20 protein-coding genes are annotated in these 16,725 nt (G+C 66.4%); 14 read left to right on the top strand and 6 right to left on the bottom strand.

Going from position 1 to position 16,725, the window contains the following annotated elements; translation table 11 throughout:
• From CCK87_RS07195 to CCK87_RS07160, 8 genes are all read left to right on the top strand, one after another.
• On the top strand, nucleotides 1-1,017 hold the full coding sequence (locus CCK87_RS07195; protein ID WP_140162778.1) for a WXG100 family type VII secretion target: 1,017 nt from the start codon (nucleotides 1-3) through the stop codon (nucleotides 1,015-1,017).
• Nucleotides 1,018-1,066: 49 nt separating this feature from the next.
• On the top strand, nucleotides 1,067-1,738 hold the full coding sequence (locus CCK87_RS07190) for a hypothetical protein (RefSeq protein WP_086460746.1): 672 nt from the start codon (nucleotides 1,067-1,069) through the stop codon (nucleotides 1,736-1,738).
• 116 nt (nucleotides 1,739-1,854) lie between these two features.
• Nucleotides 1,855-2,055, top strand: a complete 201-nt coding sequence (locus CCK87_RS17975) for a hypothetical protein (protein ID WP_140162777.1) — start codon at nucleotides 1,855-1,857, stop codon at nucleotides 2,053-2,055.
• Nucleotides 2,056-2,088: 33 nt separating this feature from the next.
• The gene (locus CCK87_RS07180) at nucleotides 2,089-2,712 is read left to right on the top strand and encodes a hypothetical protein (RefSeq protein ID WP_086460744.1); all 624 of its coding nucleotides are present in this window, start codon (nucleotides 2,089-2,091) and stop codon (nucleotides 2,710-2,712) included.
• Nucleotides 2,713-2,769: 57 nt separating this feature from the next.
• A complete protein-coding gene (truB, locus tag CCK87_RS07175) occupies nucleotides 2,770-3,744 on the top strand; it encodes a tRNA pseudouridine(55) synthase TruB (RefSeq protein ID WP_086460743.1) in 975 nt (324 codons plus the stop codon).
• Nucleotides 3,741-4,109 carry a hypothetical protein gene (locus tag CCK87_RS07170; RefSeq protein WP_086460742.1) on the top strand — a complete coding sequence of 123 codons (369 nt, stop codon included), beginning with the start codon at nucleotides 3,741-3,743 and terminating at the stop codon, nucleotides 4,107-4,109. Before truB ends, CCK87_RS07170 begins: the two co-directional genes overlap by 4 nt.
• 40 nt (nucleotides 4,110-4,149) lie before the next feature.
• Entirely contained in the window at nucleotides 4,150-4,611 is a 462-nt protein-coding gene (locus CCK87_RS07165; protein WP_086460741.1) for a hypothetical protein, read from the top strand.
• Nucleotides 4,608-5,537: a bifunctional riboflavin kinase/FAD synthetase gene (locus CCK87_RS07160; protein WP_086460740.1), complete on the top strand. Its 930-nt coding sequence runs from the start codon at nucleotides 4,608-4,610 to the stop codon at nucleotides 5,535-5,537. The genes CCK87_RS07165 and CCK87_RS07160 overlap by 4 nt, the downstream gene beginning before the upstream one ends.
• On the opposite strand, the gene CCK87_RS07155 is transcribed toward CCK87_RS07160, so the two are convergent.
• On the bottom strand, nucleotides 5,534-6,508 hold the full coding sequence (locus CCK87_RS07155) for an ROK family protein (RefSeq protein WP_249273765.1): 975 nt from the start codon (nucleotides 6,506-6,508) through the stop codon (nucleotides 5,534-5,536). The two genes, CCK87_RS07160 and CCK87_RS07155, sit on opposite strands and share 4 nt — an antisense overlap.
• An 80-nt stretch (nucleotides 6,509-6,588) precedes the next feature.
• Here CCK87_RS07155 and CCK87_RS07150 point away from each other — a divergent pair, with 80 nt between their 5' ends.
• From CCK87_RS07150 to CCK87_RS07135, 4 genes are all read left to right on the top strand, one after another.
• Nucleotides 6,589-7,053: an SRPBCC domain-containing protein gene (locus tag CCK87_RS07150; protein WP_086460739.1), complete on the top strand. Its 465-nt coding sequence runs from the start codon at nucleotides 6,589-6,591 to the stop codon at nucleotides 7,051-7,053.
• Between the two features lie 72 nt (nucleotides 7,054-7,125).
• Nucleotides 7,126-8,637: an SDR family oxidoreductase gene (locus CCK87_RS07145; RefSeq protein WP_086460738.1), complete on the top strand. Its 1,512-nt coding sequence runs from the start codon at nucleotides 7,126-7,128 to the stop codon at nucleotides 8,635-8,637.
• Nucleotides 8,638-8,661: 24 nt separating this feature from the next.
• Nucleotides 8,662-9,258 (top strand): GDSL-type esterase/lipase family protein, encoded by a 597-nt coding sequence (locus CCK87_RS07140; protein ID WP_249273764.1) that lies wholly within the window; start codon nucleotides 8,662-8,664, stop codon nucleotides 9,256-9,258.
• A gap of 34 nt (nucleotides 9,259-9,292) precedes the next feature.
• Nucleotides 9,293-10,771 (top strand): FAD-dependent oxidoreductase, encoded by a 1,479-nt coding sequence (locus CCK87_RS07135; RefSeq protein ID WP_170927180.1) that lies wholly within the window; start codon nucleotides 9,293-9,295, stop codon nucleotides 10,769-10,771.
• Here CCK87_RS07135 and CCK87_RS07130 read toward each other — a convergent pair.
• From CCK87_RS07130 to CCK87_RS07110, 5 genes are read right to left on the bottom strand one after another with little or no spacing between them, the layout of a single operon-like run.
• Complete coding sequence (locus CCK87_RS07130) at nucleotides 10,747-11,421, bottom strand: Pr6Pr family membrane protein (RefSeq protein WP_086460735.1); 675 nt, start codon at nucleotides 11,419-11,421, stop codon at nucleotides 10,747-10,749. The two genes, CCK87_RS07135 and CCK87_RS07130, sit on opposite strands and share 25 nt — an antisense overlap.
• Before the next feature lie 5 nt (nucleotides 11,422-11,426).
• A complete protein-coding gene (locus CCK87_RS07125; protein WP_249273763.1) occupies nucleotides 11,427-12,785 on the bottom strand; it encodes a M20/M25/M40 family metallo-hydrolase in 1,359 nt (452 codons plus the stop codon).
• Between the two features lie 9 nt (nucleotides 12,786-12,794).
• Nucleotides 12,795-13,748 (bottom strand): PfkB family carbohydrate kinase, encoded by a 954-nt coding sequence (locus CCK87_RS07120; RefSeq protein ID WP_170927179.1) that lies wholly within the window; start codon nucleotides 13,746-13,748, stop codon nucleotides 12,795-12,797.
• Nucleotides 13,729-14,652 carry a pseudouridine-5'-phosphate glycosidase gene (locus CCK87_RS07115; protein ID WP_086460733.1) on the bottom strand — a complete coding sequence of 308 codons (924 nt, stop codon included), beginning with the start codon at nucleotides 14,650-14,652 and terminating at the stop codon, nucleotides 13,729-13,731. Before CCK87_RS07115 ends, CCK87_RS07120 begins: the two co-directional genes overlap by 20 nt.
• A gap of 8 nt (nucleotides 14,653-14,660) precedes the next feature.
• The gene (locus CCK87_RS07110; protein WP_086460732.1) at nucleotides 14,661-15,068 is read right to left on the bottom strand and encodes a hypothetical protein; all 408 of its coding nucleotides are present in this window, start codon (nucleotides 15,066-15,068) and stop codon (nucleotides 14,661-14,663) included.
• A 79-nt stretch (nucleotides 15,069-15,147) separates the two neighbouring features.
• Here CCK87_RS07110 and CCK87_RS07105 point away from each other — a divergent pair, with 79 nt between their 5' ends.
• Both CCK87_RS07105 and CCK87_RS07100 read left to right on the top strand, forming a co-directional pair.
• On the top strand, nucleotides 15,148-16,158 hold the full coding sequence (locus tag CCK87_RS07105) for a DUF1731 domain-containing protein (protein ID WP_086461211.1): 1,011 nt from the start codon (nucleotides 15,148-15,150) through the stop codon (nucleotides 16,156-16,158).
• A 12-nt stretch (nucleotides 16,159-16,170) separates the two neighbouring features.
• Complete coding sequence (locus tag CCK87_RS07100; protein WP_086460731.1) at nucleotides 16,171-16,527, top strand: DUF6804 family protein; 357 nt, start codon at nucleotides 16,171-16,173, stop codon at nucleotides 16,525-16,527.
• Nucleotides 16,528-16,725: the final 198 nt, after the last annotated feature.

Here is a 16,725-nt window from a genome sequence, read left to right as displayed (position 1 = left end):
ATGACTTCAGGCATGTGGGGCGCCGACCCGACCGAGTTGCGCACTCTGGCGAAGAGTGTTGATTCGGCCGCGCAGCAGCTGGGTGGCATCCTGACTTCGCTGACCTCGCAGATCAATGGCGTCAGCGCCTGGGCTGGGCCGGACGCCGATGGGTTTCGTTCTCAATGGAACACGACTCACAGAAACTCGATCGCCTCGGCCAACAACGCCCTCCTCAAAGCCTCCACGACGCTGCTGGCCAATGCCCGAGAGCAGGAACAGACCAGCGCCGTGGACGGATCGACCTCGGGTCCTTCTGGCGTGCCGAGCTCACCACCACATTCCGATAGCCCAGGATCGAGTCCAGAACCCGACCTGCTCGCTGATCTGCTCGATGACCCGGCCCTCGCCGCAGCCGGGGAGGCTTTCACCGACGCGGACGCGTTCGGTTTTGTCAGCGACCTCGCGAAACTCCGCCTCGGAGCGAGCTTCGACAGTCTCGAGGGGGCGCTGCACTTCAGCAGATTCGAGCAGGGATTCGGTGCCCTCAACGATTTCCTCCACGGCGAGAACTGGGGTGCCGCCACGCAGCGGTTGAGCAACATGCTCGGCGACGGTGTACTCGCCGGCAAAGTGGGTTCGGCGGCCGAAATTCTCGGTAACGCCGGCAAGATCCTCGGTCCTGCCGGTGCCGTGCTCGGGGTGGTCGGGGTCGCGAATGACATTGTCAAGAAGGATTACGGTCGTGCGGCGTACGACGGTGTTGCGACCGGATTGGGAATCGCGGCGATGGTGACGCCACCGCCCGTCGACTTCGCCTTGGGTCTCGCAGCTGGTGGTATGGCGCTCGGATCAGTTCTCTATGACAACGTTCCGTTGGTGCACGACATCGTCGATGGTGCCCCAGCCGCCATCGGTACTGCGGCAGACGCGACGGGCAAGGCCATCGGCGCGGGTGCCGAAGCCGTGGCTCATGGCGCGGAGGACTTCGCCGAGGGCGTGGCGGACACGGCCAAGAAGTTCTGGCCTTTTGGATGACCGCCCTGAGGTCCGCTGAACCGATGACAACCGCATACAAGGAGAAGAAATGACCTTCCTCAGGACTGACGCGCAGCCCGTGCAGCCGCCGGCCGACCCGAACGACGGTGTGGTCTGCTTCGGTGCCGCCGAGGTGGCATACGCGATCTCTCTGTCCGAGGGCATCCAAAAGCGCAAGGCCATTTCTTTTCTTCAGGTCGATGACGCCTTCCTGACCGACCAGATCATCGCCCTGGGGGCGTCGAGCCTGCTCGCACGCGGACAACTCTCGATCGAAGGAGACGTCATGCGCCCGAGAGGAGGCCTGAGGCTGCTTGCCGCAGCGCTTCGTACGGCAATGCGATGGACGGAGATTGCTCTCGTCAACGAAGACGGAACAACGGCTGCCGTCTACGTCAGCGCACCCGATTTGTCGATCTTCCTTCAACCTGCGGCGATGAGCACCTGGGAGCTCGTGGTGAAGGCCCCTCTTGTCTCGGACGCCGACATGCTGATGCAGATGATCGAGAGCAACGCCGTGAGGCACCCGGTCGGTGTCACGTACTTCGGAACGGAAACGGCTACGTCGCCCAAGAACCACCTGTTCGTTCGTGCCTCGGAGGACGGCACGTGGGGTGTCGCTGACGTCGAGAACGTCGACGACCGGAGGCATGTAGACGGTGTGTCAACGGAGGTATTGCGGGAACGTCTCGTCGAATTCGCGGAGCTTCCGGCGCTATGAGCGCGACCCCGCCGCCCACGGATGGGGTTCCGGCCGAGCCGTTCCCCTGGATGAGCAAGACCAAGCCGACGGGCCCATATCGGTTCACTCTCCGGAGTCCCGCGAGTGAGGCCGTCATGGGGATTTTTCTTACGGTCGTCGGCTTCGCGTTCGTCGCTCTGCTCCTCAGAGACCCGTCGACACCGGCCATAGCGGTCGCCGTTCTGCTCTTCGTGCTGACCGTCGGTCCGGGTGTAGTGCTCCTCGTCATGGCCGTGGCCCGAGCGCGCTGGATCCGGGCGTACAAGAGAGTGCACGGTCACGTGCCCCCGTACTGACCCGCTTCGGAGACGCGTGCCTAGACTTGACATGTGTCCTCAGACCTTTCTCTCGATCGAGCAGTCACCCGCCGGTTCTTCGACGCTCAGGCGGCGGAGATCCTTCACAACTACGGTCGCGGACGAGCCATCGTCGCGGTAGACGGCGCGGTCGGCGCCACAGGGTTCGGCCGCGAGCTGGTCGCTGCCCTCGAGCGGGCCGGTCACGCATCCGTCTTCGCCTCGATCGACGACTTCGCGCAGCCGACAGCTCCGGGCGAGGCCGCTCGGCAGACGTCGTCTGACTACTACGAACGGCGCTACGACTACGCCACGTTCAGGCGGGTCCTCGTCGATCCGTTCCGTCTCGGGGGCAGCGCCGGCTTCGTCGTGGCGGCCTTCGACGAGAGTGCCTCGCGGGCGATCGAACCGGTCTGGCGTACGGCGGCGGCCGACGCCATCCTCGTGGTGGCCGGACCATTCCTCGCGCGGCCAGAACTGCGCGGAACATTCAACTACACGATCTTCCTCGAGACTCCGGCTCGCCCCCGATCCGTCGCACTCGATGAGGCGCTCGACCGCTACACGGCTGACGCCGGGCCGCGCTTCGTGGCGACGGCCATCGTCGACACCACAGACCCCGACCGTCCCCGGAGGGTATTCGCGGACAGCTGCTGACTCGACAGCCCCGGCGCTCGGCCAGAGTTCGGCGCACCGCGCGTTTACAGTTGAGGGGTGCCACACCAGTTCACCCGAGAAAAAGTCGAGCCGTCGACACGAAGCGGCGTCCTCCTGATCGACAAGGCCGAGGGGCTCACGAGCCACGATGTGGTCGCCCGCACCCGCCGAATCGCGGGAACACGCAAAGTCGGGCACGCGGGCACGCTCGACCCCATGGCCACGGGCCTGCTCGTTCTCGGGGTGAACGCCTCGACTCGGCTGCTCACATATGTGGTCGGCCTCGATAAGGAATACCTCGCGACGATCAGGCTCGGCGCCGCTACGACCACGGATGACCGGGAGGGAGAGGCGGTCTCCGTCGCTCCGACCGGCCTCGTCAGTACTCTCAGCGCGGCGGACATCCGGTCTCAGATCGATGAGCTGACGGGCGACATCGAGCAGACGCCGAGTTCGGTGAGCGCCATCAAGGTCGACGGCAAGCGAGCCTATGCGCTCGTTCGTGAGGGGGTCGAGGTGCAACTGAAGTCCCGGCCGGTGACGGTGTCTGAGTTCGAGATCGTCGATCAGCGCGCCGCGAGCATGGAGGACGGCGCCGACGTGCTCGACCTCGATGTGCGGATCGTCTGCTCCTCGGGAACGTATATTCGGGCCCTTGCCCGCGACCTGGGCAGGTCTCTCGGAGTCGGGGGACACCTGACCGCCCTCCGACGCACACGCATCGGCCCGTTCAGCGTGACGGAGGCATCCGACCTCGACACTGTCGTCGTGGCTGAGGCGCTCGAGGCGCCTGCCACAACGGCATCGCGGCTCTTCACGACGCTCCGCCTCACCGAGGAGCAGAGCATCGACCTCGGGCACGGCAAGAAGCTCGCGCTGGGCGACGATGTCCCGGATGCCGGAGGCCCGGTCGCCGCGGTCGCTCCCGACGGTCGTCTGGTCGGGCTCGTATCGGTGACGGCCGGTCGCGCCAAGACGCTGGTGAATTTTCCCCCAGACCCGGAGCAGGCCGCATCAGGAGCGTCCGAATGATCGAGTGGCTCACCATCGTTCAGGTGGCGGTCGCAGTCGCCGGAGGCATCCTGTGTCTCGCCCTCGGATTCGCGGGACGCAAACCGAACGACTACACCCTCGGCGTCGTGGCGCTGGTCGAGGTGCTGCTGGTCGCGCAGCTGATCTCGGCGATCGTGTCTCCGTTCGTGGGCAACACCCCGAGCGGCGACCCTCTCGAGTTCTATACCTACCTCATCTCCGCGCTGCTGCTTCCGGCCGCGGGGGTGTTCTGGGCGCTCGTCGAGAGAACCCGCTGGAGCACGGTGATCCTGGGCGTGGTCTGTCTCGCGATCGCTGTCATGGTCTATCGGATGAACGTGATCTGGTTCGTGCAGGGCGCCTGACGGAGTAGAGGCCTCACGCGGGTTGTAAACTCGATTAGCCATGCCAGAACTCACCGCTCCCGCACCCCGCTCGACACGCTCGAAGGGCGTCGGCAGGCTACTCGTCGTCGTCTACGGCATTCTCGCCCTCGGGGCTACGGGTCGCTCGTTCGTGCAGATCGCCCATTCGCTCGAAGACGCGCAACAGGTGCCCTTGGCGTTCTGGCTGTCGGCCCTCGCCAGCGTGGTCTACATCGTCGCGACCATCGCTCTCGTCGCGCCGGGCCGGATCTGGTACCGCATCGCCTGGATCACGATCACCTTCGAGCTCGTCGGTGTGCTGGTCGTCGGCACGCTCAGTCTCACCCATCCCGAACTGTTCGCCAGGCCCAGCGTGTGGTCCTGGTACGGCAACGGGTATCTGTTCATTCCGCTGTTCCTCCCCGTTCTGGGCATGATCTGGCTCCGTTCGCGCCGCCGCAACCTCGACGCGGCCGATCGAGACGCGTCGGCCGCCGCATGAGAGTCTTCGACGATCTCGCGTCGGTGCCCTCGGACATCGGGCGCACCGCTGTCACCATCGGCAAGTTCGACGGCGTGCATGCCGGACACAGGGCTGTGATCCGCCAGCTGCTCGGAGTTGCCGAGGCGGAGTCGCTGACGAGCGTGGTCGTGACCTTCGACAGGCATCCGCTCGCGCTGCTCTCGCCGGGCCGCTGCCCGGCCACTCTGGTGGGCACGGAGCGCAAGGTCGAGCTGCTGTCGTCGACCGGCGTCGACGCGGCTGTCGTTCTCACCTTCGACAGGGCGTTCGCAGATCAGAGCCCTCAGGAGTTCGTCTCCCGCATGCTCGTCGACGCTCTGCACGCCAAGGTCGTTCTCGTCGGCAGCGACTTCCGCTTCGGCGCCCGCGGCGCCGGTGACGTGGGCCTCCTTCGAGAACTCGGGCGGCAGCATGGATTCGAGGTGCAACTCATCGACGATGTGCGACTCGACGGCGATCGCCGGGTGTCATCGACCTGGATCCGCGAGCTCCTGCGCGAGGGCGACGTCGAGGGCGCGGCAGAACTGCTCGGCCACATCCCCACGGTGCGAGGCATGGTCGTGCACGGCGCGAAGAGAGGGCGTGAGCTCGGTTTCCCGACAGCCAATCTGTCGCCGGAGTCCCAGGGCCTCATTCCGGCCGACGGAGTCTATGCGGGGTGGCTCACCGACAACGGCGTGCGATACCCCGCGGCCATCTCCGTGGGCAACAACCCGACGTTCACGGGTGTGCCGCAGAAGCAGGTCGAGGCATTCGTGCTCGATGAGGACATCGATCTCTACGACCACATCGTCGATGTCGAGTTCACCCATCGCATCCGAGGCATGGTCAAGTACACGGGAGTCGGGCCGCTGATTGAGCAGATGAACGACGACGTCGTGCAGGTGCGTGGGCTGCTGGCCTAGATCGACCGGTAGACGAGAGCGGCCGCGCCGATGAGCGGACCATCTGCATCGAGTCCGGTAGGACGAACCTCGACGCGGCGCGCGTAGTCGAACCGGGAGTAACGGTCGATCGCGGCGCGGATGATGTCGAAGAGGTCGGGCGTGACGAGAGAGAAGCCGCCTCCGATGACGACCACCTCGAGATCGAGAAGTGTCGACACCGACGCGATCGCGCGGCCGATCGCCGTTCCGCTTCGAGTCACGGCGGCCACGGCGATTCGATCACTCTGGGCATAGGCCTTGGCGAGATCCTCACCGGTCTCGCCCTTGAAGCCCCGCTCCCGCGCCCAGGCGACCGTGTGCGGGCCGGCGGCGATCTCTTCGAGCGTGCACGGCGCATCCGGCTCGGTGAAGCCGGGCACCTCGAGCTGCCCGATGTGACCGGCGTTCCCAGAGAAGCCTGCGACGACCGCGCCTCCCGAGATCACGCCACCGCCCACACCAGTCGAGACGATCATGCCCATCATGTTGTCGATGCCTCGGCCGGCACCGACCCAGTTCTCGGCAAGGGTGATGCAGAGGCCGTCGAGCCTCAAGACCGAAGGCGCGTCGTATCCGGCCTCGCGCGCCGCGGTCGCGACGGTCTCGCGCAGAGGGAAGTCGCGCCACACGGGCAGATTGACGGGGGAGACGCGGCCCCTTTCGCGATCGATCGGGCCCGCTGCGCCGATGCCGATGCCGCGAAGCGGCGTTCCTGCTGGAACGCGTTGAAGAGACGCTGTCACGACGGCGGCCACGGCGTCGGCGAGTTCACTGGCCGAACGATCTCGTCCGGTCGGTCGCCGAAAACGGCTGCCATCGACAAGGGTTCCATCGTCGCGGACGAGCGCGGACTCGACCTTGGTTCCGCCGAAGTCCACCGCGAGCACGACGCTCGCCGGGTGGAGCTGTTCGACGATCGACGGTGTCGTAGTGGGGCTCGCTGTTGGCACGCAGACAGCCTAGGCCACGGCTCGCCCGTGCCCCGAGCGGATGCACCTCGGCTGTCGGCCGTGCCGGATATCGTGAGGACATGGTCTTCGACGCGAACGCAGCCCCCATCTCGCCCAGGCGCGTCGTGGAATCTCGTATCGAGGTCGTGTTCTCGCCCGCCGTCGTGTGGCACTGTCTCATCGACCCTGTGCTGCTCGACGGCTGGCTCGGCCATGTTCTGACCGACGGTCGTGTCGACAGCGGGTTTGCGATCGTCTGGCCTCTGGGCGATCCCCACGAGGCCGATTGGTTCGGAACGATCGACGAGAGCGAGCCGCTCCACAGGCTCGCCGTGCGATTCGACCCGTGCATCAGGGTCGAGTTCGGCATCGCTCCTGGCTCCCCAGCAGATCCCCGATCGTGCACGGTGATCGTGCGGCATGAGGCTTTCCTCACTGCCCCCGAGGAACGGGCGGTGCGTGCATTCTGGGCACGGCGTCTGCACGATCTGTCCGAGCTCCTCCACGGCCGCCCGGTCCACTGGAATCGCGCCGACATACGCTGACGGCGCTCCGACGATGCGTCTCTGTGTGTCAATGCCTCCCTGGCTCACACCTGGGCGCCGTACCGTGAGGGAATGGACAATGCCGCGCAGTCTCGTGTTCTCGTCACCGGAGCGACTGGATACGTCGGTGGCAGGCTCGTTCCCCGCCTGATCGATGCCGGATTCCGGGTGCGGGTCCTCGTGCGCGACCCCGTCAAACTCACGGACGTTCCGTGGGCGTCGGAGGTCGAGATCGTCACGGGCGATCTCGATGACGCCAGCACCCTGCCCGCAGCGATGGAGGGCGTCGACGTTCTGTACTACCTCGTGCACTCGATGGGCAAGCCCGGACATTTCCGCGAGCAGGAAGAGCGCGCGGCCGAGAATGTCGCGCGGGCGGCCAAGGACTCGGGCGTCAAGCGCATCGTGTATCTCGGCGGACTCCACCCCGAGAACGGACGCCTCTCCGAGCACCTGGAAAGCCGGAAGCGCGTCGGAGACATCCTCCTCGCCTCCGGCGTGCCGACCGTCGCTCTGCAGGCCGGGGTCATCATCGGATCGGGCTCGACGTCGTTCGAGATGGTGCGCCATCTCACCGATGTGCTGCCGTACATGCCCGCCCCGCGGTGGGTTCGCAACCGCATCCAGCCCATCGCCATCCGCGACGTGCTCTACTACCTCGTGCACTCCGCGACCGTGCCATCCGACGTCAACCGAACCTTCGACATCGGCGGGCCCGACGTCTTGCGCTACGGCCAGATGATGAACGGCTATGCCCTCGAGGCCGGCCTGAAGCAGCGACCCATCGCCGCGCTTCCGGTGATGACGCCGTGGCTGGCTTCGCAGTGGGTCAACCTCGTGACCCCGATCCCGCGAGCCCTCGCGGTGCCCATCATCGCGTCGCTGCAATTCGACTGCGTGGCACACGAAGACGATATCCGCACCCTCATCCCCGATCCCGAGGGAGGGCTCACGTCGTACCGCCGCGCCGTTCGACTCGCTCTGGAGAAGGTGAACACCGGCGCCGTCGAGACGAGCTGGCAGAATGCCGTCGTGCTCGGCGCCGCCAGCGATCCACTGCCGTCGGACCCCGATTGGGCCGGCCACACGGTCTTTCTCGATGTCAAGCAGCGTCACAGCAGCGCGGACCCGTCCGAGCTGTGGAAGGTGATCGAGGGCATCGGCGGGGAGAACGGCTGGTACTCGTTCCCTCTCGCCTGGGCGGCCCGGGGGTGGATGGACAAACTCGTCGGCGGTGTCGGGCTTCGTCGCGGTCGGAGGAGCGCAACGGAGCTGCACAACGGAGACGCACTCGACTTCTGGAGGGTCGAGACCATCGAGCGCGGATCCCTTCTCCGCTTGCGGGCGGAGATGAAGGTCCCCGGGCTCGCCTGGCTCGAGATGCGCGCGACACCCGCCGAAGACGGTCGAGGCTCCATCTACGATCAGCGCGCCGTCTTCTTTCCCCGCGGGCTCGGCGGGCGCCTGTACTGGTTCTCGATCCTTCCCTTTCACGGCGTCATCTTCACCGGCATGGCCAACCGCATCACGGCGGCCGCGGAGAAGGCGACGACGACCAAGCCGAGGCCGACTCCCTCCTCGTGAATCGACCGCCGCGTATCATGGCACGTGAGCACTAACGGAGGCATGATGACTGACAAGCCCGTGACCGCATTCGTCGGAGACAGCATTACCGCCGCAGGATCCTGGCAGGACTGGTTCTCCGAGGTCGATGCGCGCAATTTCGGAGTCGACGGAGATACGACCGACGGACTGCTCGAGCGGCTGGATGCCGTCATCGAAGCCGATCCGCAGACCATCGTGCTGCTCATCGGCACGAACGATCTGGCCGAGCGCCGCAGCATCGAGCGCATCGTTCGCAACATCGAGAGCGCGCTCGTGCGACTGCACCAGGAGTTGCCCGACGCGCGCATCCTTCTGCAGTCCGTGCTGCCCCGTGGGCGCGAGTACGCCGACAATGTGCGCGAGATCAACCGTCACATCTGGCAGTTCGCCGCCACGCAGCGGGTGCACTATCTCGACCTGTGGCCGGCGCTCGCCGATGGCGACGGAGAGTTGAACGCGGACTTCAGTGAAGATCGCCTTCACCTCAATCAGGCGGGCTACGACGTGTGGCTGTCCGAACTGCGTCCGGCGCTCGAGAGGGTCAACGACCTTCCTCCTATGTCTCGCCCGATCAGGTTGCCGGACCTCTCCGCGCAGTGACGCGACGCCTTCGCCGGGAGTCTGGGATATGACCGTGGATCGTCGCACCTTTCTGGTGGGCGCGGCAACCGGTGCAGCGGTACTCGCTCTGTCGGCCTGCGTTGGCCCCCCACGCCCTGCGCCCACGTCGACGACGCCCATGCCTTCGCCGACGCCCGGCACGGTTCCGCCGCCGAATGGTTTCATCCGGTCGAACTGGGCTGCGGATCCCTTCTCTCTCGGCAGCACCAGCTACATCCCCGCAGGTTCATCGCCCGACGCCCGCGAGGCCCTGGCCGAGAGCGTCTCCGACCGACTCTTCTTCGCGGGCGAGGCGACGAGCAGCGACTATCCCGGCACCATGAACGGCGCTCAGAGCTCCGGTGAGCGAGCGGCTGCAGATGTGCTGCGCGAGGCGTCCGAGGGTGAGCGCATCGGAATCATCGGGGCCGGCCTCGCGGGTTCCGCGGCCGCCAAAGCGTTGGTCGCGGCAGGCTACGAGGTCTTCGTCTTCGAAGGCCGCGACCGCGTGGGGGGTCGGGTGGATGCCCATGGTCCCGGTGATTGGCCCCTGGTCGTCGACCTCGGCCCGAGTTTCGTACGCGGCGTCGACTCGTCGACCCTGACGGATCAGCTCAAAGACGACGATGTCGTCACCGTGCCCGTCGACGCCACGTCGCGCGTGCAGTTCACCCGCGCATCCGATCCCGTGCCCGACAACGCGGTCGGCCGTGACGCGGTCGATGCCGCGGTCGCGTGGGGCGCGGCTCAGTCGCGAGACCCCGATCTCGGTGACTCGCTCGCGCAGGGAAGCAGCACATCGGTCGACGTCTCGGTCGACGAGATCGGGGTCAGCCCAGCGTCACGGGTCGCAGAGTATGTCGACCGAACCGTGGTCACGATGCTCGGAGCCGATGCCGGTGAGCTCTCGACGTGGTACGGATTCGATGATTCGGCCGAGGGCGAGGGTGGCGATGCCTTCGTCGTCGGCTCGGCACAGCAGCTGATCGTCGACGGGCTCGACGGTGCCGATGTGGCGCTGTCGACACCGGTACGCGAGGTGTCGCTCGACGACGACGCCGTTCGATTGAAGATGGCCACAGGCGAGTCCATTCGAGTCGATCGGGTGATCGTCACGGTTCCTCTCGGCGTGCTGCAGTCGGACTCGATCACATTCGATCCACCACTTCCGTTCGGCCACCGAACCGCGATCACCACCCTCGGATCAGGCGCCGTCGAGAAGGTGTGGTTGCGCTATGACACGCCGTTCTGGACTCGTGAGGAGGCTTTTTGGAGCCTCGTCGTCAACGCGCCCGCTTTCACGGCGGATTCGACGCCGACCCCGTCGACGACCCCGTCTGAAACGGAGTCGCCGATGATCACCCAGTGGATCAATCTCATGCCCCTCACGGGCGACGCAGTTCTGATCGGTCTGGTCGGAGGCAGCGTCGCCCGCGCATTCGCCGATCTCGGTGACGACGAGGTGCGCGACATCGCGCTGGCCAGCCTTCAGCCCTTCTTGGCTACGTCATGACCCCGTCGTCTCGTTAGGGCGATGAGCCCAGCGGCCAGCCCCACGATGACCAGCAGGATGGCGCCCGAGTACGCGGCGAATTCGAGGGGGCCCGACACCTGGCCGGGGTCGAGGAAGAAGTACGGGTACCAGCCGACGATCGAGCCTCGGATCATGGTGAAGCCACCCCACACGAGCGGGTAGATGAGAACGAGCCACAGGCGTCGCCACGGAATGCTCGTGCGGCCCGGCGCGAGGAGCCAGTCGAGGATGACATAAGACGGAATCCAGAAGTGCAGCAGCTGGCTCGACCAGGGAACCACGATGCGATAGTTGTAATCGCCTGCCTGACTGACGATCAGCCCGAACACGATTCCGGAGATGATTGTGAACGTGGCCGTGAGCATCCGGGCCGTCATGAGCCAGCCCGGATCGGTCGGGCGCGTGAAGGAGAGCCACGCGCCGATCGCCAGCACAACGACTCCGGCGGCGTTGCTCTGATTGGTGAAGTAGGTGAAGTAGTTGACCGTGGAGAAGCTGCTGAATCCGAGGATGTACTGGAAGTCGCCGACCAGGGCCACGACGCCCACGATCGCGACCACCGCACGCGCCACCCCGAAGGCGGTGCGTGATCTCTTCTGGCCGGAGCTCGGCCTCGTCTTCAGCCGCACGCCGGCTAGAGTCGCTCGATCAGGGTTCTGTAGAACCGTATGCCCGACAAGAACGTGCTCACGTGCATGCGTTCGTCGATCGCGTGCAGGGTCGCGCGTTCCTCCGCCGACATCTCGAACGGTGTGAATCGGTAGACGTTCGCGCTGATCGCCGTGAAATGTCGGGCGTCGCTCGCGCCGAGCATGACGTAGGGCGACACGATCGCGCGGGGGTGGACGGCAGCGACCGCGTTCGAGAGGAGCTGCCAGATCGGGCCTGTCGAGGGGGATACGGGCGACGGTTCGCTCGGAGCGTCTGCCTCGATCACCACGAGCGGGTCTCGGACGGCACGCCTGATGTGTCGCAGGGTCGCGTCGACGGAGGAACCGATCGCAATGCGGGTGTTCACCACCGCGACGGCACGTTCGGCCAGAGCGTTGGCCGAGTCACTCGCACGAAGCTGCGTGACGGCCGCGGTCGTTCGGATCATGGCGTTCGTCTCGTCGCTGAGCCGAGAGAAGAGGGCGAGGAGGGGCAGCCGGAACACGCGCGCTCGAGTGAAGACGAAGCGGAGCACCGGAGTGGAGTGCGATCCGATCGTTCGAATCATCTCGAGGGTGGGCGCCGGTATCGACGCGGGGAAGGGACGCTTCTCAAGGCGGACAAGCGCCCTGGCGAGTCTGGCGGTGGCTGTCATACGCGGGGGCGTCGAGGCGTGGCCGCCCGAGCGTTCGACCGTCAGAGTGACGTTCGCCATGCCCTTCTCACTCACCCCGACGACAGCGGTCGGTCGGGTCACTCCGGGAAAGACGTGATCGATGACCGCTCCGCCCTCGTCGAGCACGAGTCGCGGGTGCACGCCCCTGCGCTCGAGTTCGGCGACGAGTTCGGCAGCCCCCGATCCCGCGGTCTCCTCGTTGTGGCCGAAGCTGAGGTACACGTCGTGCTCCGGAGTGAAGCCGGCGACGAGGAGACGGTCTACGGCCTCGAGGATCGCGGTGAGGGCACCCTTGTCGTCGAGCGTGCCCCGCCCCCAGACGATCTGCTCGGCGCCCGAGCCGGTGACGGTCGCGGCAAACGGCGGATGCGTCCAGACGGCCTCATCATCGGCCGCCACGACGTCGTAATGCGCCATCAGGACGGATTCGTCGCCCGCCGATCGACCGGCCCAGCGCAGGAGCAGGGCGTGCCCATCGATGACGTCGACCGACATCGCGGAATGAACCCGCGGATAAAGCAGCGCAAGAGTCGAGATGAATGCATCGAACTGAGACCAGTCGATCATCGACTCGTCGAGGCGTGAGACGGTCGGAATCCTGATCAGAGTACGCAGGTGGTCGAGTGCGAGCGCATCGCTGTGCCGCTCGGCTGCCTCATCTTCCACACCACGACTTTACGCGGTGGGCCTCGGCCTCGCCCCAACTTCGGCGACGGCGCGCGCTGCGGCGTCGAGCCCCATCGACATGGCTTGCGAAAGAACGTCACGACCACGGACGGGTTCGTGCAGCAGCTCGGCCAGGAACGAGGCGCAGAAAGCATCTCCGGCCCCGGTCGTGTCGATGGCGTGGGTTGCCCTGCTCGGTGCCCAGAGGCGGACTCCGTCGTTCGTTCCCAGTGCGACACCCTCTCGGCCCAGCGTCAGAGCGACGAGAGCGAAGCGTTCGACCAGAGCATCGAGGATGGCCGCCGGATCCGAGAGGCCGGTGAGCGCGCGACCCTCGTCGAGGTTGGGAACGATGATGTCCGCGTCTCCGATGGCATCGAGGAATCGATCGCGCCCGAAGTCGTCGATGAAGCCGGCCGATCCCGGATCGATGCTCACCGTGACCGCGGCGTCGTGTGCTCGGCGGATCAGGTCGGGAAAGTCGGATGTGCGCGCGTGTCGAAAGACCGAGTACCCCGTGAAGTGAAGATGGTTCGCGCGCGAGAGACGCTCCGGCCCGATATCGCGCGGGGAGAGCGCGGCGTTCGCGCCCCTCTGGGTGAGCATGGTGCGTGCTCCGTCAGCTGAGACAATCACGACGATGGCACCGGTCGGCAGGTCTGGTTCGCCGAGAAGATGAGGACTGACCCGCGCCTCGACGAGGAGAGCGCGATGCCGTTCGAGGTCGGTCACGTGCACCCTTCCCACGAAGTCGACGTGGCATCCGGCCCATGCGAACCAGGCGGCCGAGTTTGCGGCCGAGCCGCCGGCGGTGCGCACGATGCTCGCGGGCGTATCGGTGTCAGGCCGGATGTCGCCCGTCGGAGTGACGATGATGTCGTCGATCACGTCGCCGAAAACGACGACGCGCGGTGAGCCCGCAGAGAGATGCGTGGCGGCGCGATCAATCAACGGTGGACGCACGCTCGCTCCATGCGATCGCGATATCGGCCGCGAGACGCACGTTGTTGCGTGCGATGTCGAGGTTCACCTCGAGACTGTCACCGCCCGATGCCTCGACGATGAAGGCGAGCAGGAACGGCGTGACCGCCTTGCCGTGCACCCCTGCAGCTTCAGCGGCGGCGAAGGCCTGGTCGAGGATGCGGTCGTGCTCGTCGGGATCCCACTGCTGATCTAGAGGAATGGGATTCGCCACCACGATGCCTTGGTTCTGGCCCAACGCATCCTGGCTGTGCATGACCTCAGCGATCTCAGCCGCAGAGTCGACCGACCAGTCGAGGGTGTGGCCCGAATCGCGGAGCCAGAAGCTCGGAAAATGCGTGGTGCGGTAGCCGAGGACCGGTACCGAGAGCGTCTCGAGTCGCTCCAGAGTCGCTCCGATGTCGAGGACGCTCTTCACTCCGGCAGAGACGACGGCCACCGGAGAGCTGGCAAGAGCCGAGAGGTCCGCCGACTCGTCGAACGTCTGGCCCGCACCGCGGTGCACTCCGCCGAGGCCGCCTGTGGCGAAGACGCGGACGCCGGCCTTGCTCGCGAGGTACGCCGTCGCTGCCACCGTGGTCGCACCGCTGATCCGTTTCGCCGCGAGGATAGGGAGGTCGCGCACGCTGGCCTTCGCCATGTCTTCGGATGCGATCCGCTCGACCCCCTCCGCATCGAGGCCGATGCGCGGGACACCATCGAGGACCGCGATCGTGGCGGGGGTGACGCCGCGCGAGAGCAGGATCTGCTCGAACTCGCGCGCCGCGTCGAGGTTGCGCGGACGGGGCAGGCCGTGCGAGATGATCGTCGATTCGAGTGCGACGACCGGTCGGCCGTCGGACAGCGCGTCAGCGACGGCGGCTGCGACCCGAAAAGGCGACGTCATTCCTTGGCTCAGCCGAGTCGCTCGCGAAGGGCGGCGACGGGGTCTGCCGCCTGGAGTACGCCCGGCCCGAATCGCAGAACGGTCACCGTGTGCGACACCGGGCCCGCTCCGGCGGAGAGGCGTGTGGCAACGGTCGCCCGCTCCCAGATGAGGATGGCCTCCTGTGCCAACTGGACCGTCAGAGCGAGCGGCTGCGTGTTGCCGACACGCTGGGCAGGCAACGTGTAGCCGCCGAGAGATGCGAGCGCGTCATAGATGTCTGACACGTCACGCTGGGGCAACGGGGCCGATGCCTGGGGCTGGAAGACGGCGACGAACAGGCGCGCGGCGAGCTCGACGGGGTCGGCGTTCCACACGCCTTCAGGGCCGGAGAACAGGGCGGGGGAAGGGGCACCGAAGGGCACAGGAGAGGTCATAAGGAAAACTTAGCGTCGCGGCCGGTCTCGAACAATCGACGTGGCCGTGAATATCGGGGGCATCGACGAGACTGGATGCATGACACTCGACTCCTCTGCCCCGCTCGCCCCCCGCCGTGCCGTGCTTGCCGGTGCGAGCGGGTTCATCGGGGAAGTGCTGCGGCGCGAACTCGTGGCGGAGGGTTACGAGGTCCGTCTCATCGGTCGGTCGGTGCCGGCCGTGGGCTGGCACGATACCGAGGCGATCGACGCAGCGATCGATGGCGCGTCGCTCGTCATCAACCTCGCAGGCAAGAGCGTGAACTGCAGGTACACGGAGAGCAATCGGGCAGAGATCAGGCGGTCTCGCGTCGACACCACGCGCATCCTCCGCGAGTCGATCTCACGGGTCGCGTCGCCGCCGGCCCTCTGGCTCAACTCGAGCACGGCCACCATCTACCGGCACGCCGAAGATCGGCCGCAGACAGAGTCGACCGGTGAGATCGGCACCGGCTTCTCGGTGTCGATCGCTACCGACTGGGAGGACGCGTTCTTCGCGGGCGAGCTTGCCCAGACTCGGAGGGTCGCCCTCCGAATGGCGATCGTCCTCGGTCGCGGCGGCGCGCTGACACCCCTCGTCCGCATCGCGCGGCTCGGACTCGGCGGAACCCAGCACGACGGGTGGTGGTTCCGCTCTCTCTTCGGGTCCGCGGCCAGGCGTCGGGCCGGCGTCTGGCACGAGAAGAGGGGAACGAAGGGTCTGCAGAAGTTCAGCTGGGTGCACATCGACGACGTCGTGGCGATCGTGCGGTTCATCCGCGACAGGCCGAACATCGACGGCGTCGTCAACGTCTGCGCCCCGGAGCCGAGCGACAACAGGCGGCTGATGGCTCTGCTGCGTCGCAACGTCGGCGCACCCGTCGGCTTGCCGGCCCGCCGATGGATGCTCGAGCTCGCCATGTGGGTGCTCCGAACAGAGACGGAACTGGTTCTGAAGAGCCGTTGGGTCGTGCCCGAGAGGTTGCAGAATGCGGGCTACGTCTTTCGTCACAGCACTCTCGAGCAGGCGCTCGACGACCTCGCGCGGCCGGCACCCGCCGCGACCCGTTAAGCTGACGACACGATGTCGCAGCGCTATCCGAACCCGTCCTTTGCTCGTCTCGCGCTCGCGCCCGGACTCCTTGCGGCCATCGTCCTGCTCGCGGGCGTCGCGCTGATCGATAGCGACTGGTTCACCATCTTCCGGTATGCGATCAGCATCCTCGCGGCGATCATCGGTGTCTTCGCCTATCAGGCCAAGCAGTGGTGGTGGCTGCCTGCTCTGGCCGCGATCGTCGTTCTCTGGAACCCGATCGTTCCGCTCGAACTGGAGCTGTTCGTCTGGCAGGTTCTGCACCTCGCGGCGGCCGTGGTCTTCGTGGCGGCCGGCCTGCTGATCAAGGTGCCCATGGCGCCCGACAGGGCATCCACCCGTCGTTGAGACTGGCGGCGGCGTGGGTCCCACAACCGGTGACGTAGACTGTCTCAAGGCCGGGCCGCTTCGCTCTCCCCGTCGACCGTGACAATGTCATGTTGCTCGACGCCCTTACCCGGCCAGCACGACCGCACCGATCCCGGCCAGGGATCGTTACTGAAGCATCGTCGTCCACAGAGGGAGCACGGACGGCGGGGCCCACAC

The organism is Agreia sp. VKM Ac-1783, from assembly GCF_900177765.1.
GTDB lineage: Bacteria > Actinomycetota > Actinomycetes > Actinomycetales > Microbacteriaceae > Agreia.
This window is presented reverse-complemented; position numbering and strand designations above follow the sequence as displayed.

What these genes read in the sequence shown, in the direction of transcription:
- CCK87_RS07195 (WP_140162778.1), top strand. Translation starts at nt 1, where the DNA reads ATGACTTCAGGCATGTGGGGCGCCGACCCGACCGAGTTGCGCACTCTG.
- CCK87_RS07190 (WP_086460746.1), top strand. Translation starts at nt 1,067, where the DNA reads ATGACCTTCCTCAGGACTGACGCGCAGCCCGTGCAGCCGCCGGCCGAC.
- CCK87_RS17975 (WP_140162777.1), top strand. Translation starts at nt 1,855, where the DNA reads ATGGGGATTTTTCTTACGGTCGTCGGCTTCGCGTTCGTCGCTCTGCTC.
- CCK87_RS07170 (WP_086460742.1), top strand. Translation starts at nt 3,741, where the DNA reads ATGATCGAGTGGCTCACCATCGTTCAGGTGGCGGTCGCAGTCGCCGGA.
- CCK87_RS07165 (WP_086460741.1), top strand. Translation starts at nt 4,150, where the DNA reads ATGCCAGAACTCACCGCTCCCGCACCCCGCTCGACACGCTCGAAGGGC.
- CCK87_RS07160 (WP_086460740.1), top strand. Translation starts at nt 4,608, where the DNA reads ATGAGAGTCTTCGACGATCTCGCGTCGGTGCCCTCGGACATCGGGCGC.
- CCK87_RS07150 (WP_086460739.1), top strand. Translation starts at nt 6,589, where the DNA reads ATGGTCTTCGACGCGAACGCAGCCCCCATCTCGCCCAGGCGCGTCGTG.
- CCK87_RS07145 (WP_086460738.1), top strand. Translation starts at nt 7,126, where the DNA reads ATGGACAATGCCGCGCAGTCTCGTGTTCTCGTCACCGGAGCGACTGGA.
- CCK87_RS07115 (WP_086460733.1), bottom strand. Translation starts at nt 14,652, where the DNA reads ATGACGTCGCCTTTTCGGGTCGCAGCCGCCGTCGCTGACGCGCTGTCC.
- CCK87_RS07110 (WP_086460732.1), bottom strand. Translation starts at nt 15,068, where the DNA reads ATGACCTCTCCTGTGCCCTTCGGTGCCCCTTCCCCCGCCCTGTTCTCC.
- CCK87_RS07105 (WP_086461211.1), top strand. Translation starts at nt 15,148, where the DNA reads ATGACACTCGACTCCTCTGCCCCGCTCGCCCCCCGCCGTGCCGTGCTT.
- CCK87_RS07100 (WP_086460731.1), top strand. Translation starts at nt 16,171, where the DNA reads ATGTCGCAGCGCTATCCGAACCCGTCCTTTGCTCGTCTCGCGCTCGCG.